The sequence below is a fragment of the Actinomyces sp. HMT897 genome (assembly GCF_016626125.1).
Taxonomy (GTDB): Bacteria; Actinomycetota; Actinomycetes; order Actinomycetales; family Actinomycetaceae; genus Actinomyces.
In genome coordinates this window covers 2,849,802-2,873,229 of the sequence record NZ_CP067336.1, presented here as the reverse complement: position 1 = coordinate 2,873,229, position 23,428 = coordinate 2,849,802, and the positions used below count along the sequence as shown (strand labels likewise).

The following is a 23,428-nucleotide window of genomic DNA, read 5'->3' as shown; positions in this document are numbered from 1 at the left end:
CTCCGGCCGCCCGCCACCGCCCCCCAGCGGCCAGCGGCCCCGCCCCGGTCATGGGCCGGCACCACCGGTGACACAATGCCCCTATGAGTCACCCCACCTCCTCGCCCACGTGGACGCGACCACGGCCGGACGCGGGTCGACGCCGCCTCTACCCCCCGATCGAGCCCTACGCCACGGGCATGCTGGACGTCGGTGACGGCCAGAGCGTCTACTACGAGGAGTGCGGCAACCCCGACGGCCTGCCGGCGGTCTTCCTGCACGGCGGCCCGGGCGGCGGCTGCTCCCCCTGGCACCGGCGCTGCTTCGACCCCGCCCGCTACCGGATCGTGCTGACCGACCAGCGCGGCTGCGGACGCTCCCGCCCGCCCGCGTGGGCGCCGGAGGCGGACCTGTCGGCGAACACGACCTGGCACCTGGTGGCCGACCTGGAGCTCCTGCGCACGCACCTGGGGATCAGCTCCTGGCTGGTCTTCGGCGGCTCCTGGGGGTCGGCGCTGGCCCTGGCCTACGCCGAGAGGCACCCTGAGCACGTCCTGGCGCTGGTGCTACGGGGGATCTTCACGCTGCGCGCGCGTGAGCTGGACTGGTACTACGAGGGCGCGGGCGCGGACATGATCTACCCCGACCAGTGGGAGGCCTTCGTCGCCGCGGCGGGCCCCGACGTCGCCCCTGGTGGTTACATACGGCGCTACCACGAGCTGCTGGGCGACCCCGACCCCGCGGTCCACGGCCCGGCCGCCCGGGCCTGGACCACCTGGGAGGCCGCCACCTCCACCCTTCTTCGCGACCAGAACCATATTGACGAGGTCCAGGATCCGGCCTTCGCCACGGCCTTCGCACGGATTGAGAACCACTTCTTCATCCACCGCGGCTGGATGGAGGACGGCCAGCTCATTGCCGGGGCGGACGTCCTGGCCACCCACCGGATCCCCGGCACCATCGTCCAGGGCCGCTACGACATCCCCTGCCCCATGGGCACCGCCTGGGCCCTGCACCGCGCCTGGCCCCAGGCCGAGCTCGTGGTGACCCCCGCCTCCGGGCACGCCCTCAGCGAGCCGGAGACGCTGAGCGCCCTCCTGGAGGCCACGGACCGCATGGCCCACCTCGGTCCTCCCACGCCTGCCGGACCCGCCCCGGCCCCCTGACCAACACCCTTCAGCCCCTAGGAGCAACCATGCGACCCAGCCCCGCCCAGAGGTACTGGCTGTCCCTGAGCGCCGTCGTCCTCGTCACGATCCTGCTGGCGGGCACGGCCAGCGGCGCCGTCATTATCCTGACCGACCGCGCCGCGAACGGCCTGTGGGGCACGGCGACCTTCTGCCTCGTGGCCCTCATGGGCTGGCAGGTGGTGCAACGGCTCCGGGAGAGGAAGAAGCTCGGCCTGCCCCTGTGGAGCCGCCTGGGCGAGGAGGACGCCCGCAGGCTGGCACAGTTCCGCAGCTTCTCCCGCACCGGCAGGATCAGCGAGCCCGAGGCCCAGGAGGTGGCTGACGCCGGGCGTCCCCCGGCCTCCCCGGGGCTGTCCAGACGCGACCGGGTCCGCCAGGCCTCCGTGGAGGCCCAGAAGAGGGCCCGCCAGGCCGCCAGGGAGCGTCGCACGGACCGCAAGCAATGAGATTTACCGCACATTCCAGGGTTTTCGCCGTTCCCGGGCTGGACAACCCGACCCGGTGCCCGTAGAGTTCCCATCCGTTGCGAGGCCATCACGTCTGGCAGCGTCGCACCGTTAGCTCAATTGGTAGAGCAGCTGACTCTTAATCAGCGGGTTCAGGGTTCGAGTCCCTGGCGGTGTACGGCTCCTCACAAGGGGGCACCGTCGGTCCTCGTACCGACGTCGCACCGTTAGCTCAATTGGTAGAGCAGCTGACTCTTAATCAGCGGGTTCAGGGTTCGAGTCCCTGGCGGTGTACCACGCGGACAGGCTACGGCCTATCCAGCACGGGCGCGACGCCCGCCCTGCGGTCCACGACCGGACGCAGCGGCCACTGCTCGGAGCCAAGCCCCTGGGAACACCCGCCGACGCTTCGGCGTTTCCCTCCGCGTGAGCCCCTGCCCAGTGCGGCGACGCCCTGGGGCACCACGGCTACCAGGCCGTCAGGGGCCCTCCCCCGGGTCGCAGGATCCACCTGCCGTCCGCCCGGGGCGGCCTGCGGGCCAGCACGACGAGAAGGAGAGACTGACAATGAGGCACACCATGACCACCGCACCGCGCACGCGCGACCTTAAGGCCGCCCTCCGCGAGCTGGACGCCGCCCACGCCGAGGTGAGCTCCCTGGGCGACGGCGTCGCCCCCTCCCGCCTGGAGCGGGCCCTGGCGCGCCTGGACGCGGCCCGGGACGCCCTGTCCCTGGCTGCCTGAGCGGCCTGCGGCGCCAGGCAGCGACCGCGCAGGCCGCGGCCGGTAGCGTGCCGGAGAGGCCCCGGCCTGACGAGTGCGCGCCCGGCGCCGAGCACCAGCCCTGCCCTGGGGCGCGAGCATCCCGCGCCCCGGGGCAGGCTCGCACCTGCTGGCGCCGGGGCCGGGCGCAGAGGGCCTGGTCCCATCAGGTAGGCTGTCCCGGCGAGCGCGAGTGGCGGAACTGGTAGACGCCCCAGGTTTAGGTCCTGGTGCCTTCGGGCGTGAGGGTTCGAGTCCCTTCTCGCGCACCACGGGCCCGCGGCCCGGGCCCCGGGTGGACAGAGCCTCTGAAGGACCAGGGTGGCGCTGGCAGTCCCGGAGCCCGGACGGGCCCCTTTGACGGGGTCGGCCTTCTTCCGGCCCAACAGGGTGAGGTATAACTCACTCCGCCAGGAACTCAGCCTCGACGGAGGCGCTCATCAGGATGTCCTCCGGACTGAACTGGTAGGTGTCGGAGGTGGTGCCCGCCCCAGGAGCCTTCCCGCCCCGGCTCGGTGCCGCGGCCGCACCGGAGTAACCGGCGCCCTTAGCGAGGTAGCCCCGGTCGGCGATCGTCCTGACCGAGACGACGCGCATACCGGCAGCCGCGGCGTACTGCTCCGCCTTGCCCATGGCCGCCCTCACGGCAGCCTTCCGCAGCTGGGCCTCAAGCTCCTTGCGCCGACGCTCGGTAACGGACCAGGTGACGGACCTCAGGCGCACACCCTGACGTCGCAGGACGGAGTCCAGCCAGGAGCCGAGCCGGGGGAAGTCCCTGAACTTGGCCTTCACCACGACCTCCTCGCGAAACCTGGTGCCGTCGTCGTCCTTGCGGACCCATGTCCTGGCGCCGGAGACGGAGTACCACGTCACCGGCCCCCTGCTCCCGTCGTACATCCCCTCCACCTGGGCGCGCACGTCACCGAGCACCTCGGAGACCCGCTGGTGCGCCTGCTCCCGGCTGAACTCAGCAAAGCCGATCTCAAGGTTGGCCGTCGCCCTCTGCGGGGGCTCGTAGTGCTCGACGCTCTCCTGGACAATGACAGTCGTCGTCAATAGGTCCTCTCCTCTCACACGCCGCGTCCGCCGCCGACGGACTCACTACCCCAGCTGGACGACCTCGAAGCCGAGGACCTCCACGCTCATGCCCCGACGCACGTCGTCCTGGTGGCCGTCGACCGGGCGCGCCGCCAGCCACCTCTCGTAGTCCTCACGCGTGTCCCACCTGGTCACCACGAAGTAGCGGTCCTCCCCAACCACCGGGCGCAGCAGCTCGAAGCCCTGGAAGCCCGCCGAGGCGTCCACGCCGCGCTGGCGCGCGGCAAAGCGCCTCTCGATCTCCTCCTGGGCGCCCGCGGGGAAGGTGAGCGCCGTTATGTTCACGTAGGTCATGACAGCCTCCGTCAGTACTCGGTTCCGGTCCGCCCGGCCTGGGCACGACCAGGAGCGGTGCCGACCGGGCTTGCCACGAGGCTACCCAACGGCGGGGCACGGGGCCATAGCCCACCAGGAGGACGGGACGCCGCGGCGCCGACGGGTAACCTGGCACCATGACTGACCCCTCCCGCAAGGACGGACGCGCCACCGACGAGCTACGTCCCGTCACCATCACCCGTCACTGGCTCGACCACGCCGAGGGCAGCGTCCTGGTCACCTTCGGCCGCACCCGCGTCCTGTGCGCCGCCTCCTTCACCGAGGGCGTACCGCGCTGGCGCAAGGGAGGGGGTGCCGGCTGGGTGACCGCCGAGTACGCCATGCTGCCACGGGCGGGCTCCGAGCGCTCCGGGCGCGAGTCGGTGCGCGGCAGGGTCGGTGGGCGCACCCACGAGATCTCCCGGCTCATCGGGCGTTCCCTGCGGGGCGTTATCGACGTGTCCGCCCTGGGGGAGAACACCATCGCCCTGGACTGCGACGTCCTCCAGGCCGACGGCGGGACCCGCACCGCCGCGATCACCGGGGCCTACGTGGCCCTGGCCGACGCGGTGGCCTGGGGCACCTCCAAGGGCCTGGTCAAGCCCCACGGCGGCAGGCCCGTCCTGGCGGACTCCCTGTCAGCGGTCTCGGTGGGCATGATCGACTCCGTCCCCTGCCTGGACCTGCCCTACGAGGAGGACGTGCGCGCCCAGACGGACATGAACGTGGTCCAGACCGGCAGCGGACGCTTTATCGAGATCCAGGGCACCGCCGAGCACGCCCCCTTTGACCGCGGCGAGCTGGACGCCCTCCTGGACCTGGCGGCCAAGGGCAACGCCGAGCTGACCGCCCTGCAGTACCGCGCCCTGGCGGGCCCCTACGGGCAGACCTTCACCGTCTCCTCCACGGACGCGGCAGACCCGGAGGCGGAGGCGTGAACGCTACCTCCCCCACCGTACGGGTACCTCAGGGCGCACGCCTGGTCCTGGCCACCCACAACCAGGGCAAGCTCAGTGAGCTCCGAGCCATCCTGGCCCCTCTGGTCCCGGGCCTGGCCCCGGAGGCGGTCGTCTCCGCCGCCTCCCTGGACGCCCCCGAGCCGGTCGAGGACGGCCTGACCTTCGCCACCAACGCCCGCACCAAGGCCTGCTGTCTGGCCGAGGCCACCGGGCTGCCCGCCGTCGCGGACGACTCAGGCCTGTGCGTGGACGTCCTGGGCGGGGCCCCGGGCATCTTCTCCGCCCGCTGGTGCGGACGCCACGGCGACGACACCGCGAACCTGCGCCTCCTGCTGGACCAGCTCCGTGACATCCGCGCACCGCACCGTCGGGCGCGGTTCACCTGCGCCGCCGTGCTCGCGGTGCCCCGGGGGTGGGCCCCGGGCGGCAGGACCTGGGGCGGGGCGACGTCACCGGGCGGGGGCCTCCTGGCGCAGACCCCGGTGGTCACGGTGGTCGAGCGCTCCATGGAGGGGCGGCTCCTGACGGCCCCGCGCGGTGAGGGCGGCTTCGGCTACGACCCGGTGTTCGTACCCGCCAGCGAGGACGCCCCCGGCGGCTCAGGGCGCACCACGGCGCAGATGAGCCCTGAGGAGAAGAACGCGATCTCCCACCGCGGGCAGGCCCTGCGCGACCTCGCCCCGGTCCTGGCCCGGCTCCTCTGAGGGCGGGCGCACCCGCGTGCCGGGCCCGCCTGGTCCGGGAGCCTGGCAGCTTTCTGGCTGTCCGCGCTGGCCTCCGGGCCCGCCCGGTCCGGGAGCGGCCCCGTCCGCCCGTGCCCGGCGAGCCGGGTGACGCCGGGCCCACCTGGTCCGGGAGCGGCCCCGTCCGCCTGGGCGGGCCTGCTGCGGCCTGCCATCCCGTAGCCGGCCGGGCCATAGTCCCCAGCTCGTAAGTCCCGGCCGAGCCGTAGTCCCCAGCTCGTAAGTCCCGGCCGAGCCGTAGTCCCCAGCTCGTGGTCCCGGCCGAGCCGTCGGCCGCTCAGTCGTGGACGACCACCACCGTACCGACCTCCGACCAGTCCCAGACCGCCTGGGCGTCGGTAACGGGCATGGTCACGTAGCCGTGGGCAGACCCGTCCGTCCCCACGCCAAAGTCCTGGGTGTCAGGCGCCCCGTGGAGGGCGCCCTGGTCCCAGGAGACCACCCAGGGCACGTCGCGCTGGCAGGAGGACTCCTCCGGTGAGCAGCCGACGTCCTGCTGGGCCTGACGCTGGGAGACCCGGTAGGTGCCGGTGGACGTGGGGTGGTCGGCGTCCCCGTGGTTGACCAGGACGGGGCCGTGGACCACCTCCCGGCCCTCGTAGGTGGTGAGGGTGGAGTCGGTGAGGTTGACGTCGATCCACTTCTCGTGCCCCCGGGCCCGGTAGGCAAAGCGCTCCGGGCCGGAGGGAACCACGCGCTCGTCCGTGCCCGCAGGGGTCTCGGTCCAGGTCAGCGCGCTGGTCACGGCCTGGCCGCTCTGGAGGCCCTGGACCAGGGAGGCGGTCACGGCGGCGGCGTTGTCCACGGTGCGCCCCGGCAGGGGCGGACGGGCCAGCTGGAGGACGTCACCGTCAGAGCCCACGTCGTTGACGCCGTTGACGGGCGCCCGGTCCACCTTGGCGACGATCGTGTCCACCCACTGGCCCACCTTGGCGGCCGAGACGGTGGGTACCACCGTGCCCCCGCTGAGCGGGAACTCGATCCAGGCAGCCTTCTGGGAGGCCGACGGCGTGTGGGACCGTTCACCCACGCTCACGGACAGGTCGGTGGACAGCATGGCGGTGGCGGCCTGGGCCGCCTCCTGGGCCTCTGCCGTGGTCACCTCGGGCTCGCCCTGGACCGGCTCCAGGGTGCTGCGGGCGTCAGCCAGGACGTCGGCGGCGTCCTGGACGGCGGCCTCCAGGTCGCCGCGCCCGACGGTGCTGCCGGGCACCCCGGGTGCCACCACGAACGAGCCGCTGGCCTCGTCCCAGGAGACGGTGGCGTCCTGGGGCGGGCTGGCCAGGGAGGAGTTGAGCCTGTGGAGCAGGTCGGTGACGCCCTGGGGGTCTATGTGGGCCACCACGCCGGTCTCCCGCTGGCTGACCAGGGAGCGGATGAGGCGCCAGGGGGAGGCGTTACCGTTAACCGCGGCGCCGGCGGTGGCCGACGCATCGACCTGGGCCAGGTCCCCCAGGGGCACCGTCAGCGTCGTGCCCTCCACGCTGATTGTCACGGTCGCCGTCGCGGCGCGCCGGGTGACCAGGTCCTCGACCTGGGCGCGGTCCATTCCGGAGACGTCCTGCCCGGCCACCGTGGTCCCGGGAAGAGCCTGCCCTAAGTGGCTGAGCGTATACGCACCGATCCCCCCGAGGACGCCGAGGAGGAGGACACCGGTGACAGCCAGACGGAACCGGCGCCTGGGGTCGTGTGGACGGACAGAGCGTCGCTGCCTCATGGGGTACACGGTAGCAAGCCCGACGCCTCCGTACCCGCGACACCAGGCCGGAAAACGCAACGACCCAGGAGCGGGGCCGGCGGCCGGGCGGGGAGGCGGAGACGAACCACCGGGGCCGGAACCGGGGCGGGTACAGCGGGAACGGCTACCGGGCGGCTCGCGGCTCCCCGGCCTCAGCGTCCTGCGCAGCGATCCTCCGGGCCACCCCCCGGGGAGTCAGGGAGTCATGAGCCCGCACAAAACCGTAGAGCCAGCGCCATCCACCAAGGAACACCACTAGGAAGACCGATGTGACCGCTACCCAGGATCCCAGGCCTGTAAGACCGTCGAGTAGCACGTGCAGCACCGTCCAGGTCAAGGCGGTCACCCCCACCACCAGGGCGCCGTCGGGCCACGCCAGCTCCAGGTGGTCTCCGCCCCGTCGGCGCAGCGCCCAGGCCGCCAGCCATCCCGGGACCAGGCTCGCCACCCCCTGGAGCACCCAGGCCGGTGCCTGCCCCCCTGCTCGCTGGGAGGCGGCGCCGAAGACCGCCACGAGCACCACCGCCAGGAGGTCGGCGGGCACGACCAGCCACCACCGGGTGGCACGCTCACGCACCCAGGGGCAGTCCTGGCCGTCGGGCAGCACGGGGACGTAGGTGATCCGGCCCCCCGAGGGGACCGGTCGGCCACCGCCGTCCGGGTCGGCTCGTCCCCGCCTGTCCCCCACGGCTCAGATCTCCCAGGAGGCGCCCGAGGCGGCGACGTCGACGGGGCCGGGGTAGACCTCCCCGGCCTCGGCCACGGGCACGGCCGGGTCCGTCCAGGGCTGGATGTGGGTCAGGACCAGACGGCCCGCTCCCCCGCCCGCCGCCAGCTGCCCGGCGCGGCGCCCGGTCAGGTGCATGCCGCGCACCGTGTCACGTCCCTCCACGAAGGCGGCCTCGGCCAGCAGGAGGTCCACGCCCCGGGCCATGGCCACGATGCCCTCGCACATGTCGGTGTCCCCGGTGAAGGCCAGGCTCGCCACCCCCGTCCCGGTCTCACGGGGACCCTCCACCCGGTAGCCGTAGGCCTCCACCGGGTGGCACGCGGCAAAGGGCGTGATGGTCAGGGGCCCCACCCGGACCGGCGTACCCGGCACGGCCGCGTGGAAGCTGAACTCGGTGGCGTAGGACTCCTCCGGGCCGACGCCGTCCACGCCGCGCAGCCGCCCCATGAGCTCGGTGGGCCCCAGGGTCAGCACGGGGTCCAGGGGCCCAGCAGGGTTCCAGCGCCGGTAGACGTGCATCCCCACCATGTCCACCATGTGGTCGGCGTGGCAGTGGGAGATCGCCAGGGCGTCGAGCTCGGCGGGGTCGAGGTGGTTGAGCAGCTGCCCCATGGAGCCCGGCCCCAGGTCCAGGACCACGGAGAACCGGCGCCGTCCGCCGTCCGGGCCCCGCCCCCAGGCCTGGACCAGGTAGGAGGAGGCCACGGCACGTGGGCCGGACATGGAGCCGGTGCAGCCGATGATCGTGAGCTTCATGGACGGTCCTTCAGGTCGGGGGAGCCATCAGGGGAGGCGGTGGCCTGGGGCGCGGCCAGGACGGGCAGGGGCGTGGACGCCTGGGGCAGGGCGGCCACGGGGGTGCCCTGCCCCGGGCGGGCGGCGGGACCGGGAGGGGGTACCGGCAGACCCGGGGACGGCGGCCGGTGGCCGGTGGCGCCCACGGGGCCGTCGGGGGCCGGGTTCCCGGTGGCGGGGCGGCCGCCGGCCCGGGTCACCCGCTCAATGTCCGGCAGGAAGCGGCGTCGTAGCCGCTCAAAGGACTGGGCGTCCCCGGTGGCCCGGAACTCGTGGTGCGGGGCGGGGGCGTCGGCCGGGCGCAGGAGGTCGCGGGCGGCCAGGGTGCGGTAGACGTCCCTGGCAGTCTCGTCGGAGGAGGCCACCAGGGTGGTCTCCTCCCCCATGACGTAGGAGATCGCCCCGGCCAGGAGCGGGTAGTGGGTGCAGCCCAGGATGAGGGTGTCCACCCCGGCGGCCTTGACGGGGGCCAGGTAGTCCTCGGCGACGTCGAGCACCTCCGCCCCGGTGGTGACCCCCCTCTCCACGAGCTCGACGAACCGGGGGCAGGCCTGGCTGGTGAGGGTGACACCGGGGACGGCGGCCAGGGCGTCGTCGTAGGCGTGGGCGTCCACGGTCCCCCGGGTGGCGATGAGACCGACCTGTCCGTTGCGGGTGACGCGGGCGGCGGCGCGGGCGGCGGGGTGGATGACCTCGACCACGGGCACGCCCTTCCCCAGGGTGTAGCGCTCGCGCGCGTCGTGGAGGACCGCGGCGGAGGCCGTGTTGCAGGCGATGACGAGCATCTTGACCCCGGAGTCCACCAGCTCGTCCATAATGCCCAGGGCCAGGGCGCGGACCTCGCTAATGGGCCGGGGGCCGTAGGGGGTGTGGGCGGTGTCGCCGATGTAGAGGAGCTCCTCACCGGGGAGCTGGTCCAGGACCGCGCGAGCCACCGTGAGGCCGCCGACCCCAGAGTCGAACATTCCGATGGCTGCGTTATCCACGCTGCGACCCTATGCGCCCGGCGACCTCCCCAAGAGCACGCACAGCAGTGATTCCTGCCACCAGGTCAGCATCTCGTAGCTCAGTGCCGCCACCCGCCTGCCGTGGGCCCTCGTGCCCTTGGCGGCGGGGACGCCGTGCCAGGCCAGGGCGTGGACGCGCTCAGCGTCCCGGGCCGAGTGGATCCCCAGGAAGGTGGCCAGGACCAGGCGGGTGTCGTTGAGGGCGCCCAGCCAGGCCCCCTCCTCACCCCGCCGTACCAGGACGGTGCCGTCGCGGCCGCTGGGCTCCTGGAGCTCAGCCAGGACCGCCCCGATCCGCTCGGTCTTCATTGCCCGAAGGCGGTCACGGGTGACACTGGCCACGTCCACCGCCAGGTCCGGATCCTCCGAGGCGTCCGGCAGGAGCGCCTCCAGTGCTGGCAGACGGGGCGGGAACGGGGAGCCGTCACCGACGCCGTTGCCCGGGCCGTCGTGGCGGCTGGTGGCGCCGTCGTGGCCGGAGGCCGTGCCAGCGCTCCCGGGGGCCCCGGCCGGGGTCAGGGGTGCCGGGCCCGTCGGAGCCGTGTCCCGTCCGCCCGCCTGGTGCCGACCGGCGGGCCCGGTGGGGCGGGCGGGCCCGGTGGGCTCCTGGACGGCGAAGTCCAGGGAGACCAGGATCTCGTGGTCACGCGGGCTCTCCCCGACCCGTGACCCGGTGTACAGCGGGGCGGGGGACGGGGCCCTGGCGGCGTCGGACAGGAGGAGGTCCTCCACCTGGGAGAGCATGTCCACCACGGCCTCCCTCTCCCAGGGCTCCAGGGCGCTGGACCAGCCCTCGGCCACGGGCTCGAAGGCGCGCATCAGGACCGCTCCGTGGCGTCGGCACCGTCGCCGGGGGCGACGGGCTCAATGGTGGCGCGCAGGCCGTAGGAGTGCATGGCGGTCACGTCCACCTCCATGCGCTCCCGCGGCCCGGTAGACAGGGTGGACCGGCCCCGGGTGTGGACCTGGAGCATGTGGTGGTGGGCCCGCGGCACGGGGTAGCCGAAGTAGGAGTGGAAGACCCATGTGACGTAGTCCATTGTGTTGACGGGGTCGTCATGGACGACGGTGCGCCACAGGTGCTGGGCGCGGGACCGGGTCTCGGGCTCCATGACAGGCGCGGATGCTGACATACCATCCAGGGTACGTGGCCTGGCCCACGTGCGGCCGCAGCGTCTCTGCGCGCTCAGCGAGACCGGGACGGATCCGGGCCCGCCAGGCGTCTTCCGGCGAGGACAGGCAGTCGCTAGGGTGGTGTCATGACAGTAACGCATGCCGCTGCCCCCCGCCCGTCGACGTCCCTCCTGACCGACATGTACGAGCTCACCATGCTCCAGGGCGCCCTGCGCTCGGGCACGGCCGGACGCCGTAGCGTCTTCGAGCTCTTCGGCAGGCGTCTGCCGGCCTCCCGCCGCTACGGCGTCGTGGCCGGCACCGGGCGTCTCCTGGACGCGGTGGAGGCCTTCACCTTCACCGATGAGCAGATCGACTTCCTGCACCGTACCCGGGTGGTTGACGACACCACCCTGGACTACCTGCGCGGCTACCGCTTCTCCGGCACGATCCGCGGCTACGCCGAGGGGGAGTGCTACTTCGAGGGCTCCCCCCTGCTGACGGTGGAGGGGACCTTTGCCGAGGCCTGCATCCTGGAGACCCTGGCCCTGTCCGTCTACAACTACGACTGCGCCGTGGCCGCAGCGGCCTCCCGCATGACGATCGCCGCCCACGGGCGGCCCTGCGTGGACTTCGGGGCCAGGCGCGCCCACGAGCAGGCCGCCGTGGCCGCCGCCCGCGCCGCCGTGGTGGGCGGGTTCGTGGGCACCAGCAACCTGGAGGCCGGCCTGCTGTACGGCATCCCCACCTACGGCACCTCCGCCCACTCCTTCACCCTGCTGCACGACAGCGAGGAGGAGGCCTTCGCCGCGCAGGTCGCGAGCCTGGGGGCGGGCACCACGATCCTGGTGGACACCTACGGCATTGAGCGGGGGGTGGAGCGGGCCGTGGCCGCCGCCCGCGCCGCCGGCGGTGAGCTCGGGGCGGTACGCCTGGACTCCGGGGACCTGGTGGCCGAGGCCTTCAAGGTCCGCGCCCAGCTCGACGCCCTGGGCTCCACGGGGACCAGGATCACGGTGACCAACGACCTGGACGAGTACGCGATCGCCGCGCTGGGTACGGCCCCGGTGGACTCCTACGGCGTGGGCACCAAGCTCGTCACCGGCTCGGGGCGCCCGACGGCGGCCCTGGTCTACAAGCTCGTCGAGCGGGAGGGCGCTGACGGGCAGATGGCGGAGGTCGCCAAGTTCTCCGAGGGCGGCAAGTCCACGGTGGGCGGCCGCAAGTGGGCGGGGCGTGTGCGCGACGAGTCCGGCAGCGCCTGCGAGGAGCTCATTGTCTCCGCCGTGAGCGAGATCGAGGCGCTGTGCGCCCTGGAGGACGCCGGCGCCCGCCCCCTGCAGGTCATGCTGGTGGACCAGGGCAGGATCGTGGAGGAGCACCGGGGTGCCGCGGCGCTGGCGGCCGCGGCGGAGCGCCACCGGGTCTCACGTGCCGAGCTGCCCTATGACGCCTGGCGCCTGAGCGAGGGCGAGGCAGCCGTCCCGACCCACCACGTGGACCTGGACGGACGCACTGCCGTCCAGCACTAGGGACCCGGCCAGGAGGTGGACGGGACCAGGGCGAGGGCGGCCTCGGCGACCGGCACGGCCAGGGCCGCGGGCCACAGGTGCCCCATGCCGGGCACGAGGTGGAGGCGGGAACCGGGCAGGGCCTGGTGCAGCGCCGCGGCGGCGGCAGGATCGACGGTGGTGTCCTGCGTGCCGTGGACAATGTCCACCCCCAGCTCCCCGGCCCGGCATCGCGCGGCCAGCTCGGCCAGGCGGTGGGCCCACGGCGGGGTGCGGCTGATCGCCAGGGACTGGCGCTCGATCCCGTCCCAGTCCACGCCACGGGCCCACATGGCCCGCGCCAGGGCCTCGACCTGGGAGGGGACCAGGGGGTAGCGGCTCCCGGCGCCCCGGGGCAGGGCCACCTGCTCGTAGGCCACGAAGCCCTCCTCGTCAGTGAAGGGGGCGGGCACGGCGGACCTGGGCGCGGCCGGGGCGCTTGCCGCCCACGTGGACATGAGCACCAGGCCGACGACGTCCTCGGGGTGGTCCAGGGCCAGGAGCTGGGCCACCGCCCCACCCATGGAGTGCCCGCAGACCACCGCCGGACCGGCGTCGAGCACCTCCAGGAGCCCGTGGACGTCCTGGGCCATGTCCACCAGGGTGTAGGCGTCTTGGCCGGGGACGTCAAAGCGCTGCGAGCGCCCGACGTCGCGGTTGTCCACGCGGACCACGTGGCAGCCTGCGCCGGCCAGCGTCCGCGCCCAGGCGGAAGGGGTCTGGATGAGCTGGGCGCTGTGCCCCTCCAGGGCCAGGACGAGGGGCCCGGTGGCGGCCCCGGTCTGCTCCACGCACAGGGTGGTACCGGTGGGCGTGGTCAGGAGGCGCTGCATACTCCCCACCCTATGCGCGCCCCGACCGCCCGCGGGCAGGTAGCCCCGTGGGGGCGGGACGTGTGAGTCCTTCAGGGTGGCCTCCACCCGGGCGGGCAGGTAGCCCCCGCGGGGCGGGGCGTGTCTCAGCGTCTGCCCACGAACCAGCGGCGCAGGGTCTCCACCCGCTTCTCGATCTCCTCGGTGGAGGCGGCGGCTACCTCCGGGCCGCCGCACACGCGGCGCAGCTCGTTGTGGACCACACCGTGGGGCTGGCCGGAGCGACGGGCCCAGGCGGCCACGAGGCCGGAGAGCTCCCTGCGGGCCGCGGCCCGGCGTCGGGCGTCGTCCGCCCCGGAGCCCTCCTGCCGCCTGGCCGCGGAGGCCTGCTTCCTCTGGGAGGCGATCTGCCTGTCCTGGCGCTGGCGCAGCAGGGCGGTGACCTGCTCGGGCTCCAGGAGCCCCGGCAGGCCCAGGTACTCCTGCTCCTCCACGCTGCCCACCACGGCCCCGGTGCCGAACTCGCCGCCGTCGAACAGGACCCGGTCGAACTCGGCCTGGCTGCCCATGGCCTCGAACCCGGGCAGGAGGTCGGAGCTGGCCTGCTCGGTCCGGTTGGCCTCGGCGAGCAGCCGCTCCTCGGGGGAGGGCAGGGAGGCGTCGTCCTTCCCGGGGGCGTTCAGGACGTGGTCACGGGCCACCTCCATCTCACCGGCCAGGGCCAGCAGCGGGGTGACGGAGGGCAGGAAGACGCTGGCGGTCTCCCCCCGGGCACGTGAGCGCACGAAGCGCCCCACCGCCTGGGCGAAGAACAGGGGCGTGGAGGCGGAGGTGGCGTAGACGCCCACCACCAGGCGGGGCACGTCCACCCCCTCGGAGACCATGCGTACCGCCACCATCCAGCGGTCCCTGGAGGCGGCGAAGGACTCGATCCGGCTGGAGGCCCCGGTGTCGTCGGAGAGCACCACGGTGGGCGCCTGGCCGGTGATGGAGCGCAGCGCCCGCGCGTAGGCCCGGGCCCGTTCCCGGTCGGCGGCGATGACCAGCCCCCCGGCGTCAGGCACCTGACGGCGTACCTCGGTCAGGCGCTGGTCGGCGGCGGCCAGGACCGCGGGGATCCACTCCCCCGCGGGGTCCAGGGCGGTGCGCCAGGCCTGGGCCTCCATGTCCTTGGTCAGGGGCTCGCCCAGGCGGGCGGCGACCTCGTCCCCGGCCCTGGTGCGCCACCGCATCTGGCCGGTGTAGGACAGGAACATCACGGGGCGCACCACCCCGTCGCGCAGGGCGTCGGAGTAGTCGTAGGCGTAGTCGGCCCGCGAGCGCCTGACGCCGGCGGAGTCCTCGGTGTAGCGCACGAACGGGATCGGCGCCGTGTCGCTCCTGAAGGGGGTCCCGGTCAGGGCCAGGCGCCGACGTGCCGGGGTAAAGGCCTCACGGATGGCGTCCCCCCAGCTCAGGGCGTCCCCGCCGTGGTGGATCTCGTCGAGGATGACCAGGGTGCGGGTGGCCGCCGTGCGGGCCCGGTGCCGGTTGGGGTTGGCGGCGACCTGGGCGTAGGTCAGGGCGACGCCGTCGAAGTGGGAGGCGAGCGTGGCCTGGGAGTTGGTGTAGGAGGGGTCGATGCGGATACCGACCTTGGCGGCGGCCTCCGCCCACTGGAACTTCAGGTGCTCGGTGGGGCAGACGATGGTGACCTGGTGGACCTCACCGGGGCGCAGCAGCTCCACGGCCACGCGCAGGGCGAAGGTGGTCTTGCCCGCCCCGGGGGTGGCGACCGCCAGGAAGTCCTGCGGCATGGCGGCCAGGTACCTCTCCAGGGCCGCGGCCTGCCAGGCGCGCAGCGGACGTGAGGTGCCCCAGGCTGCACGCTGCGGGTACGCCGGGGAGAGGTTCTCCGCGGCGAAGATCGAGGGCTGGTTGGGGTGGGCGGCCTGGCTGCGCCGCGGGCTCACTGGCCGCCTCGGCCGAAGGGGAAGCGCGGGAAGCGGCGGGACGGCCCGCCCTCGTCCCCGGAGCGCATCTGCTCGTAGATCTGCTTGCAGGTGGGGCACACCGGGTACTGCGACGGGTCCCGCCCGGGCGTCCACACCTTGCCGCACAGGGCGACGACGGGGCGTCCGGTGGCCGCCGCCGCGGCGATCTTGTCCTTACGCACGTAGTGGGCAAAGCGGTCGGCGTCGCCGTCATCGGTGGACTGGAGCTCCTCGCGCTCCAGGACGGCCGTCCCGACGCCCTGGGAGGGCTCGTCCCCGGGGCCGCCGGGCGCACCGGGGTCGACGCTGCTCGTCGGGTCCGGGATCACACGCTGGCCTGCCATATTGATAAGTCTAGTCTAGGGCGTCGTCGGCGTCGCCTCAGGACTGCCTGCTGTGGGCAGGCTCTCCGGTGGGCCACATCACGCACGAGTCCTTCTCCCCGCGCCAGACCGGCGCCTGGCCGCCTCCGGTCCGCAGGACGGGTCTGGCGGACAGGTCTGGCGGACGGGCGCCGGTCTGGCGGCAGCGGGACCGGCGGCTCAGTGCCGCTGCCTGAGCAGGCTGGCTGCCGCCGGGTCCACCAGGACCAGGGCGTCGGCGTGGTTCTGCATGACGGTGGCGGGCCAGCGGGGGTCGATCTCCCCCTCGACCAGGTGGGCGACGGCCTCGGCCTTGTTCTCACCGGTGGCGATGAGCACGAGCTTGCGCGCCTTCATGATCGTGCCCAGCCCCTGGGTGATGCAGCGGGTGGGGACGGCGTCGATGTCGCCGTCGAAGAAGCGGGCGTTGTCACGGCGGGTCTGCTCGGTGAGCTCATCGATGTGCGTGGTGGAGTCCAGGGGGCCGCCGGGCTCGTTGAAGCCGATGTGGCCGTCGGCGCCGATGCCCAGGATCTGCAGGTCGCAGTAGCCGGCGGCGGCCATGGCGGCCTCGTAGGCGTCGCAGGCGGCCTGGAGGTCCTCGCTCAGGGCGTCGGGGCCGTGCAGGGAGCCGGGGCGCATGTCCACGCGGGAGCGCAGGTTGCGCTCCATGAAGGTGGCGTAGCGCTCGGGGTGCCCCTCGGGCAGGCCCACGTACTCGTCGAGCATAAAGCCCTCGACCTGGGCGAAGGAGATGCGCCCGGCCTCGTAGCGGCGGGTGAGCTCGTCGTAGAGGGGCAGCGGGCTGGAACCGGTGGCGGTCCCCAGGATGGCGTTGGGCTTGGAGGCCAGGAGGGCCTCAATGGCGTCGGCGGCGCGGGAGGCAATGGCCTCCGCGGTGTCCAGGACAATGAGCTCCACGGTGCTTCCTTCACTATGTGGACGTACGGGGCGCTGGGCGCGCGAAGCACACCTCAGTGCGTGCTTCTGATTGAATCGTATGCCACTGAGTCAGCCAGGACGTTATTGACGCCCTGCCGGTGGGTCCTGGCGGACTGGTCCCGGGCCCCTGCCAGGCTGGTCGCGCCGCCGAGGGCGACGTCAGGCCGGTCCCTGGGCCCTCAGCCGGGCTGGTCGTGCCCGGGCCAGGAACGGATGGTGGCCAGTAGCCGGGCCCCGCGCCGCTCCAGCAGTACGCCCGCACGGTGGACGCCCAGGCAGGTGCCGGCCAGCCCCCACCCCAGGCCCAGCAGGGCCACCGCCGTACCCCAGGCCCAGGAGCCGGCCAGGACGACGAGGATCCCGGCCCCCCAGACCGGGGCGGTGACGGCGGCCAGGACCACCCACCCCGCCATCTGGACCAGGGAGGCCAGCAGCGCCGTGCCGCTGGTCCGCGAGCGCAGGGGACTGTCCCCCGGGGCGTTGACCTCGTAGGGCATGAGGACGCTCGTGACCGCGGACCAGCCGTAGGCGCAGCCCAGGAGGGCCAGGGCCGTCCCCAGGACCACGGGCACCCAGCGCCAGTGCCCTGTCCACCCCGCGACCAGGAGCGTGGACACCACGATGACGGGGATCTGCCACAGGGCGGCGGCCACGATACGGCCCAGCAGGTCGTCACGCCCGCACAGGGCGGCGCTGAGGTGGCTCCACCGGGCGGTGGAGTCGTAGCCGAGGTCGTCGTGGAGGCTCCATCCTGTCAGGAGACCGAGCACGACGGGCAGGGCCAGGAGCCCGGCCGGGGCGCCGCCCCAGGCCAGGTGCTCCACCACGCTGGTGCCCGCCGCGGGGCCCATGACCGCCACGACCACGAGCAGCGCGGGGACCAGGCACAGGCCCAGGAGCTGGGCGAGGTAGCGCGGGTCGGTGCGCCAGTAGCGCAGGCAGCGTGCGGCCACGGCGGCGGCGGGGACGGGCATGAGACGACCCAGGCGCCGGGCCCAGGGCAGGACGTCCACCAGGCTGACGGCGTCGGTGCCGGCTGCGTCACCGGCGGGACCGGCTGCCGACGAGGACCTGTCCGGCTTCCCGGTGACCACCACGTAGCCGTGGGAGGGGCCGGAGCCGCTGACGGGGGTCACCATGACGCGGCGGACGACCCGGTACCACAGGGCCATGAGCAGCACCGGGAGCGCCACCGCCCCCAGGGCGCAGGCCGCGGCCAGGGCCCACTGACCGGTGGCCACCAGGCCCGGCACGGCAAAGGTCCACCCCAGGGGGGTCAGCCCCACCGCGCGGGCCACGGGGCGCAGCGCCTCCAGCCCCTCGCCCAGGGCCAGGCCGTTGAGCAGGCTCGGGACCAGTGAGCCCAGGAGCACCGCCGCCACTGCCACCAGGGCGACCCTGTCCCGGCCCCTGCGGGTGGTGGACAGTCCGGCGGCGGTGACGACCACGCGCGAGAGGATCACGCAGGTGGCCAGGGCCACCGGGGCCATGACCAGGGCGGAGGCGACCGCCGCCCACTGCCCGGACAGGGCCCACACCAGCAGCGGCAGGAGGCAGACGACGCCGGTGGCCAGGCCCGGCAGCCCGCAGGCGGCCGCCACGAGCAGGCCCCGGGCCAGGGTGCGGGAGGGGGCGACCCAGGCCGCCAGGGCGCGGGGGTCCAGGGTCCCGTCCTGGCCGGTCAGGAGCAGCGGGACAAGGGTCCACCCCGCGACGAGGAGGGCACCGAGGGCCCCCAGGACCAGGGAGACGCTGGTGACGTCACCGGCGGCCCCCAGGAGGACGGCCCCACCGGTCAGGACACTGACTGCGCCGATAGCGTACGCCCCGCCCGCCAGGAGGCCGATAACGGCCCAGACGCTGCTCCGCACGGCGTTGAGGGTCAGACGCCACCTCAGTCGGACGAGGGTCGCAGCCATGACAGCCCCTCCGTCCGTACCCGGGCGCCCACGAGCTGGGCGAAGCGCTGGTCCAGGTCCATGCCGTCGGCCACCTCGGCGACGGTCCCCGCCGCCACGACCCGTCCGGCGTTAATGACGGCCACGTGGTCGCACAGGCGCTCCACGGTGGCCATGACGTGGCTGGAGATGACCACGGTGCCGCCTGCGCGCACGAAGTCGGTCAGGATCGCCTGGATGGTCTGGGCGGAGACCGGGTCCACGGCCTCGAAGGGCTCGTCCAGGACCAGGACGCTGGGTGAGTGGACCAGGGCGCAGGCCAGGTGGACCTTCTTGCGCATGCCCGCGGAGTAGTCGGCCACCATGGTGGTCCCGGCCTCCCACAGCTCCAGCACGTGGAGGAGCTCGGTGGCGCGACGTACCACCGTGTCCCGGTCCGTGCCGCGCAGGAGCCCGGAGTAGGTGACCAGCTCCAGGCCGTTGAGCCGGTCGAAGGTGCGCAGGCCGTCGGGCAGGACCCCGATGAGGGCCTTGGCGCGGACGGGTTCGGCCCACACGTCCACCCCGTGGACGAGGGCGCGCCCGGAGTCGGGGGTGAGCAGGCCGGTGGCCATGGACAGGGTGGTGGTCTTGCCGGCGCCGTTGGGGCCCACCATGGCGTAGAGGCTGCCCGCGGGGATCTCCAGCCAGAGGTTGTTCACCGCCAGGGTCTGTCCGTAGGCCTTGTACAGGCCCTGGAGGGTGACGGCGCTGGTAGCTGGGGGCGCACCGTGCGCGTAGGGCGCAGTGGCACCCGGTGCAGGAGGGGAGGAGCGGCTAGGGACGCCGTCGGGGGACGGCTTCACCGTGACGTCTGTCATGCCCTTACGGTAGGGCGGACGCCGGGTGCTGGCCTCCTCCTCGAGGACGAGGCGGCTGCGCCCTCTCCGCGGTGCCGGGGAGGGGGCGCCCACGGGCAGGCGGCCATCGGCCCGGTAACCGGGGTGGTGGCCGACGCGGTCCGGGGTGGCGTCAGGACCGCCCGGCCGCCCCACCGCCCCGGCCGCCGTCGGGCACCACGGCCAGGACGGGGCCAGGGCCGCTGGCGCGGGAGGAGGTAGACGAGAGCAGCGCGCCACCGCTGGGTGACGCGCTGCTGGACCGCGTCGGGGACGCGGGTAGGGCTCAGGCCTGGACGGCCTTCTTGAGGGCGGAGCCGGCAGTGAGCTTGACGCCGTAGCCGGCCGGGATCTGGATCTCCTCGCCCGTGCGCGGGTTGCGACCGGTGCGGGCGGCGCGCTCGACGCGCTCGACCCCCATGAGACCGGTGATCTTGACGGCCTCACCCTTGGCGACGTTCTCCACCAGGACGTCCTGGAAGGCGCCGAGGAAGGTGTCGGCGTCGGTCTTGGTCAGACCAGCCTTCTCAGCGATGGCGGCAATGAGCTCAGTGCGGTTGACGGACATGTGTTGCCTCTCGGTAGTCGGTCGGCGCCTCGATGGCGGCGCCGCTGGTGTCACGTTATGCGCAGAAAGTCCATTTTGCCAGGTATGACGCCCCTATCCCGGCGTGGCGGACGCGGATCACGGCCCGGGTGGCGCCCCGGAGGGACCGTAGCGTAGCGCCAGTCACACGTCCCGGCGGGTACCCCGCCGCCCCGGCGCCCGCCCCGACCCCACCTGGCCTGCACAGGTCGCCCACGCTACGGGGCGCAGCGCCCCCCTACCCGGCCCCGGGAACGCGCTACGTGGAGCCCGGACGGCCCCGGGACGGGACGCCGGTGGGGCGCGTCCAGACAGACACGCCCCACCGGTGTTCCCCACCCTTGAGAAGGTCCGCCGTACCCGGCGGCCTCACAAGGTCTGTGTGCCCGACGTCCTAGCGTCGGGTGACCGCCTCCACGAACCAGGAGGTGATCGTCGTCGGGTGGGTGATGGCGGTCCCGACCACCACGGCGAAGGCACCGTGGTCCATGGCCTGGGCGGCCTGGGCGGGGGTGTGCACCCGTCCCTCCACAATGAGGGGGACCTGGGCGATGGCGGCGACCTGGTCAATGAGCTCAATGTCGGGACCCTCGGTGCGGGGCCGCTCCCCGGTGTACCCGGCCAGGGTGGTGCCGATGACGTCGGCACCCGCGTCCTGGGCGGCCCGGGCGTCCTCCAGGGACCCGCAGTCCGCCATGACCAGGATCTCGGGGAAGACGTCCTTGAGGCCGACGACGGTCTGCGCGAGGGTCAGGCCGTCGGGGCGGGGACGCCGGGTGGCGTCCAGGGCCACGATCTGGCTGCCGGTAGCGGCCACGGCAATGGCGTGGGACAGGGTCGGGGTGATGAAGACGCCGTCGTGGCCGTCCTTCCACAGGCCGATGACGGGGACGTCCACGTGCTGGTTAATGAGGGCCAGGTCCGCCAGGCCCTGGGCGCGGATGCCGACGGCGCCCCCGGCCACGCACGCCTGGGCGACCTCGTCCATGGTACGGGGGTCGCGCATGGGCTCACCGGGGTAGGCCTGGGCGGAGGCGATCAGGCCCCCCTTGAGGGCGGCGAGGACGGGGTGGAGGCTGGTCATGTGTCTTCCTTTGGCAGTGGGGGGGTCCCGGCGGGCGCTCTCAGGCGGTGGCGCCCAGGAGCCTGAGGGCGCCGCGGGCGGCGCCGATAATGGGGGCGTTGGTACCCAGCTCGGCGCGTACGAGGGGTACGTCCGCCAGGGGGTCGATGAGCTCGGCGCGGAAGGTCTCGCGCAGGGGCGCCCACCACAGCTCCCCGGCGCGGGCCAGGCCCCCGGAGAGGACCACGCGCTCGGGGTCCAGGACGGCGACCACCCCGGCCAGGACCTTGCCCAGGGCGATGGCGGAGTCACGGTAGACCAGGGAGGCGATGGGGTCCCCGGCGTCGGCCCGCTGCTCGACCTCGAAGGCGTTGGCCACCTCCGGGTCCCCGCCCGCGGCCAGGTAGCGGCGGTGGATCTGGGGGCCTGCGGCAATGGCCTCCAGGTGGCCACGGCGCCCGCAGGTGCACATCTCGTTCTCAGCCCCCGGGGCGGGGACGTGCCCGATCTCCCCGGCGACGTAGTGGGCGCCGCGCACGGTGGTGCCGTTAATGACCACGGACCCGCCGACCCCGGTCCCCACGGCGACGACCAGGACCGAGCCGGCGTCGCGTCCGGCACCTAGCCAGGCCTCTCCCCCGGCGTAGGCGTCGACGTCGTTCTCGACGTGGACGGGCATGTCCCCGTAGCCCTGGGCGACAAGGCGGGAGCGGACCCCGGTGGCGACCGACGTGCCGGTCCAGCCGGTGATGGCGTCGGTGGCCGAGACGATCGTGCCGGTGGAGACGTTGACCACGCCCGCGCTGCCCACGCCCACGGCGCTGACGGCCACCGGCGCGCCGGGGGCCTGGTGGGTGCCGGCCGACACGACGGTGTCGACCACCGAGGCAATGGCGTCGAGCACCGCCTCCGGGCCGCTGCGGGCGGGGGTGGGCACGGAGGCCAGGGGGCCGGCCAGCGCGCCGTCCGCGGTGACCAGGGCGGCCGCCATCTTGGTCCCGCCCAGGTCCACCCCCACGACCAGGGGCGTGGAGAGGGGCGGGGCGGCGTCGGTGGTACTCATGACCTTCGGTCCTCTCGATTCCGTGTCCGGGTGGGGCGTCTGGCTCCAGGTCCCAGCGTAGCGGGGCGGCGATGCGCGCACCGCCCCGCTACGTGGTCGCCACCTGCGCGGACAGCCCGACCCGGGCCGTACGCAGGGGCCCTACAGGAGCCCGTTCTTCCTCAGGACGGCCAGGACGGCCTGGGCGTTGGCGGGCTCCAGGGGCTCGACGGGGAAGGCCATGGTGGCGGTGGCAATGGTGCCCAGGGCCGCCATGGCGGTCTTGAAGGCCCCGACCCCGGTGGCGTCCCCGGAGCGGCCCGTGACGGCGAAGACGCACTCGAAGTTCCGGGCGATCTCGTCCTGGATCCGGCGGGCCCGGGCCCAGTCCCCCGCGACGGCGGCGTCCCACAGGTCACGGTAGGGGCGGGGCTCGACGTTGCCGTACCCGGGCACGACGCCGTCGGCCCCGAGCAGGAGCATGCCGTCCACGACGAGCTCGTGGCCGGTCAGGAGCGCCAGGGGGTGGCCGGCGTCCTCGTTGGCCATGACCAGGCGGCGGAAGGCGACGTCGTCACCGGAGGAGTCCTTGACGCCGGCCAGGACGCCCTCGCTTCCCAGGCCCACCAGGAGGTCGCGGGAGAGCTTCTTGCCGCCCAGGCGCACGGGGACGTCGTAGGCGAACAGGGGGAGGTCCACGCTCGCGGCCACGGCCCGGAAGTGGGCGGCATACTCGGCCTCGGAGTTCAGGGCGTAGAAGGGGCAGGTGGACACGATGGCGTCGGCGCCGAGGGCGGCGGCACGCCTGGCCTGCTCCACGACCCGGCCGGCGGTGGTGTCGATAGCCCCCACCAGGACGGGCACGCGCCCGGCGACGCGCTCGACGGTGCGTCCCACGACGACATCACGCTGGGCGTCGGTGAGGTAGGCCACCTCACTGGTGGAGCCCATGGAGAACAGGCCGGTGACACCTCCCTCGATAAGGACGTCAATAAGCCTGTCCAGGCTCTCGAGGTCGATCTCACCCTGGACGGTGAAGGGGGTGACGACCGGGGGGATGACGCCGGTGAAGCGGGTGTCCATAGAAGTAGTTCTCCTCGTCGAGTGTGTTTCCGACGTCTGACGTCGGATATCTGATTATGCCAGACATGCCGTGCCGGGGCACCAGCAGCGGACGGCGGGTCGCATCGCGGTGACCGCGGACCGCGCCCCGTCCGCGACCTCCACCCCGTCCACGACATCCGGCGGGTCGTGGCGGGGGCCCGGGCCGAAGGCGCCGGGGCGAGCTCGGGTGCGCCGTGCACTGTCTGCGGGATCTGCGGGGTGGCACGAGGCCGTGGGACGCGGTCGGGCACCGGGGCCCGGTGCCGGCAGCCGCGGGCCCTGGCGGTACCGGCCGCGGCTCCGCTGCGTACGCGTACCCGCCCTGGTAAGCGCAGGCCCCTGG

The 23,428-nt window shown here is 73.6% G+C and carries 24 protein-coding genes and 3 tRNA genes; 9 read left to right on the top strand and 18 right to left on the bottom strand.

What is annotated here, in order from left to right:
* Positions 1-83: 83 nt before the first annotated feature.
* The 6 genes from pip to JJJ15_RS11130 all read left to right on the top strand — a co-directional run bounded on the left by pip (position 84) and on the right by JJJ15_RS11130 (position 2,649).
* A complete protein-coding gene (gene pip, locus JJJ15_RS11155; protein WP_200510782.1) occupies positions 84-1,145 on the top strand; it encodes a prolyl aminopeptidase in 1,062 nt (353 codons plus the stop codon).
* Between the two features lie 29 nt (positions 1,146-1,174).
* Positions 1,175-1,615, top strand: a complete 441-nt coding sequence (locus tag JJJ15_RS11150) for a hypothetical protein (protein ID WP_200510781.1) — start codon at positions 1,175-1,177, stop codon at positions 1,613-1,615.
* Between the two features lie 105 nt (positions 1,616-1,720).
* A tRNA-Lys gene (locus JJJ15_RS11145) sits at positions 1,721-1,793 on the top strand.
* A gap of 43 nt (positions 1,794-1,836) precedes the next feature.
* Positions 1,837-1,912: transfer RNA gene (locus JJJ15_RS11140), tRNA-Lys, on the top strand.
* Between the two features lie 282 nt (positions 1,913-2,194).
* Positions 2,195-2,359: a hypothetical protein gene (locus tag JJJ15_RS11135; protein WP_246742047.1), complete on the top strand. Its 165-nt coding sequence runs from the start codon at positions 2,195-2,197 to the stop codon at positions 2,357-2,359.
* 205 nt (positions 2,360-2,564) lie between these two features.
* Positions 2,565-2,649: transfer RNA gene (locus JJJ15_RS11130), tRNA-Leu, on the top strand.
* Positions 2,650-2,779: 130 nt separating this feature from the next.
* Here JJJ15_RS11130 and JJJ15_RS11125 read toward each other — a convergent pair.
* Both JJJ15_RS11125 and JJJ15_RS11120 read right to left on the bottom strand, forming a co-directional pair.
* The gene (locus JJJ15_RS11125) at positions 2,780-3,433 is read right to left on the bottom strand and encodes an SIMPL domain-containing protein (protein WP_200510780.1); all 654 of its coding nucleotides are present in this window, start codon (positions 3,431-3,433) and stop codon (positions 2,780-2,782) included.
* A 45-nt stretch (positions 3,434-3,478) separates the two neighbouring features.
* A complete protein-coding gene (locus JJJ15_RS11120) occupies positions 3,479-3,769 on the bottom strand; it encodes an antibiotic biosynthesis monooxygenase (RefSeq protein WP_200510779.1) in 291 nt (96 codons plus the stop codon).
* Positions 3,770-3,927: 158 nt separating this feature from the next.
* Here JJJ15_RS11120 and rph point away from each other — a divergent pair, with 158 nt between their 5' ends.
* Together rph and JJJ15_RS11110 are read left to right on the top strand one after the other, a co-directional pair.
* Entirely contained in the window at positions 3,928-4,728 is an 801-nt protein-coding gene (rph, locus tag JJJ15_RS11115) for a ribonuclease PH (protein WP_200510778.1), read from the top strand.
* Entirely contained in the window at positions 4,725-5,453 is a 729-nt protein-coding gene (locus JJJ15_RS11110; RefSeq protein WP_200510777.1) for a non-canonical purine NTP pyrophosphatase, read from the top strand. The genes rph and JJJ15_RS11110 overlap by 4 nt, the downstream gene beginning before the upstream one ends.
* A gap of 316 nt (positions 5,454-5,769) precedes the next feature.
* Here JJJ15_RS11110 and JJJ15_RS11105 read toward each other — a convergent pair whose 3' ends face one another.
* The 6 genes from JJJ15_RS11105 to clpS form a co-directional block, all read right to left on the bottom strand.
* Complete coding sequence (locus JJJ15_RS11105; RefSeq protein ID WP_200510776.1) at positions 5,770-7,209, bottom strand: L,D-transpeptidase family protein; 1,440 nt, start codon at positions 7,207-7,209, stop codon at positions 5,770-5,772.
* Positions 7,210-7,354: 145 nt separating this feature from the next.
* Complete coding sequence (locus tag JJJ15_RS11100) at positions 7,355-7,918, bottom strand: DUF3054 domain-containing protein (RefSeq protein ID WP_246742046.1); 564 nt, start codon at positions 7,916-7,918, stop codon at positions 7,355-7,357.
* Positions 7,919-7,921: 3 nt separating this feature from the next.
* On the bottom strand, positions 7,922-8,716 hold the full coding sequence (locus tag JJJ15_RS11095) for an MBL fold metallo-hydrolase (protein ID WP_200510775.1): 795 nt from the start codon (positions 8,714-8,716) through the stop codon (positions 7,922-7,924).
* Complete coding sequence (murI, locus tag JJJ15_RS11090; protein ID WP_246742286.1) at positions 8,713-9,720, bottom strand: glutamate racemase; 1,008 nt, start codon at positions 9,718-9,720, stop codon at positions 8,713-8,715. The genes JJJ15_RS11095 and murI overlap by 4 nt, the downstream gene beginning before the upstream one ends.
* 30 nt (positions 9,721-9,750) lie before the next feature.
* A complete protein-coding gene (locus JJJ15_RS11085) occupies positions 9,751-10,581 on the bottom strand; it encodes a DUF2017 family protein (protein ID WP_200510774.1) in 831 nt (276 codons plus the stop codon).
* A complete protein-coding gene (gene clpS / locus JJJ15_RS11080; RefSeq protein ID WP_200510773.1) occupies positions 10,581-10,895 on the bottom strand; it encodes an ATP-dependent Clp protease adapter ClpS in 315 nt (104 codons plus the stop codon). Before clpS ends, JJJ15_RS11085 begins: the two co-directional genes overlap by 1 nt.
* A gap of 126 nt (positions 10,896-11,021) precedes the next feature.
* Between clpS and JJJ15_RS11075 the strand changes: the two genes are divergently transcribed.
* Positions 11,022-12,407, top strand: a complete 1,386-nt coding sequence (locus JJJ15_RS11075) for a nicotinate phosphoribosyltransferase (RefSeq protein ID WP_200510772.1) — start codon at positions 11,022-11,024, stop codon at positions 12,405-12,407.
* Here JJJ15_RS11075 and JJJ15_RS11070 read toward each other — a convergent pair.
* The 10 genes from JJJ15_RS11070 to JJJ15_RS11025 all read right to left on the bottom strand — a co-directional run bounded on the left by JJJ15_RS11070 (position 12,404) and on the right by JJJ15_RS11025 (position 23,064).
* Positions 12,404-13,258, bottom strand: a complete 855-nt coding sequence (locus JJJ15_RS11070) for an alpha/beta hydrolase (RefSeq protein ID WP_200510771.1) — start codon at positions 13,256-13,258, stop codon at positions 12,404-12,406. The two genes, JJJ15_RS11075 and JJJ15_RS11070, sit on opposite strands and share 4 nt — an antisense overlap.
* Before the next feature lie 125 nt (positions 13,259-13,383).
* Positions 13,384-15,189, bottom strand: a complete 1,806-nt coding sequence (locus tag JJJ15_RS11065; protein WP_200510770.1) for a DEAD/DEAH box helicase — start codon at positions 15,187-15,189, stop codon at positions 13,384-13,386.
* Positions 15,186-15,536: a DUF3039 domain-containing protein gene (locus JJJ15_RS11060; protein WP_246742284.1), complete on the bottom strand. Its 351-nt coding sequence runs from the start codon at positions 15,534-15,536 to the stop codon at positions 15,186-15,188. The genes JJJ15_RS11065 and JJJ15_RS11060 overlap by 4 nt, the downstream gene beginning before the upstream one ends.
* Positions 15,537-15,752: 216 nt before the next feature.
* Positions 15,753-16,493: a glucosamine-6-phosphate deaminase gene (gene nagB, locus JJJ15_RS11055; RefSeq protein ID WP_200510769.1), complete on the bottom strand. Its 741-nt coding sequence runs from the start codon at positions 16,491-16,493 to the stop codon at positions 15,753-15,755.
* A gap of 200 nt (positions 16,494-16,693) precedes the next feature.
* Positions 16,694-18,433, bottom strand: a complete 1,740-nt coding sequence (locus JJJ15_RS11050; RefSeq protein WP_200510768.1) for a transporter — start codon at positions 18,431-18,433, stop codon at positions 16,694-16,696.
* Complete coding sequence (locus JJJ15_RS11045; protein WP_200510767.1) at positions 18,409-19,272, bottom strand: ABC transporter ATP-binding protein; 864 nt, start codon at positions 19,270-19,272, stop codon at positions 18,409-18,411. Before JJJ15_RS11045 ends, JJJ15_RS11050 begins: the two co-directional genes overlap by 25 nt.
* A 304-nt stretch (positions 19,273-19,576) precedes the next feature.
* On the bottom strand, positions 19,577-19,858 hold the full coding sequence (locus JJJ15_RS11040) for an HU family DNA-binding protein (protein WP_200510766.1): 282 nt from the start codon (positions 19,856-19,858) through the stop codon (positions 19,577-19,579).
* A gap of 412 nt (positions 19,859-20,270) precedes the next feature.
* On the bottom strand, positions 20,271-20,960 hold the full coding sequence (locus tag JJJ15_RS11035; RefSeq protein WP_200510765.1) for an N-acetylmannosamine-6-phosphate 2-epimerase: 690 nt from the start codon (positions 20,958-20,960) through the stop codon (positions 20,271-20,273).
* A 40-nt stretch (positions 20,961-21,000) separates the two neighbouring features.
* On the bottom strand, positions 21,001-22,002 hold the full coding sequence (locus tag JJJ15_RS11030) for an ROK family protein (RefSeq protein WP_200510764.1): 1,002 nt from the start codon (positions 22,000-22,002) through the stop codon (positions 21,001-21,003).
* Between the two features lie 141 nt (positions 22,003-22,143).
* A complete protein-coding gene (locus JJJ15_RS11025) occupies positions 22,144-23,064 on the bottom strand; it encodes a dihydrodipicolinate synthase family protein (protein WP_200510763.1) in 921 nt (306 codons plus the stop codon).
* Positions 23,065-23,428: the final 364 nt, after the last annotated feature.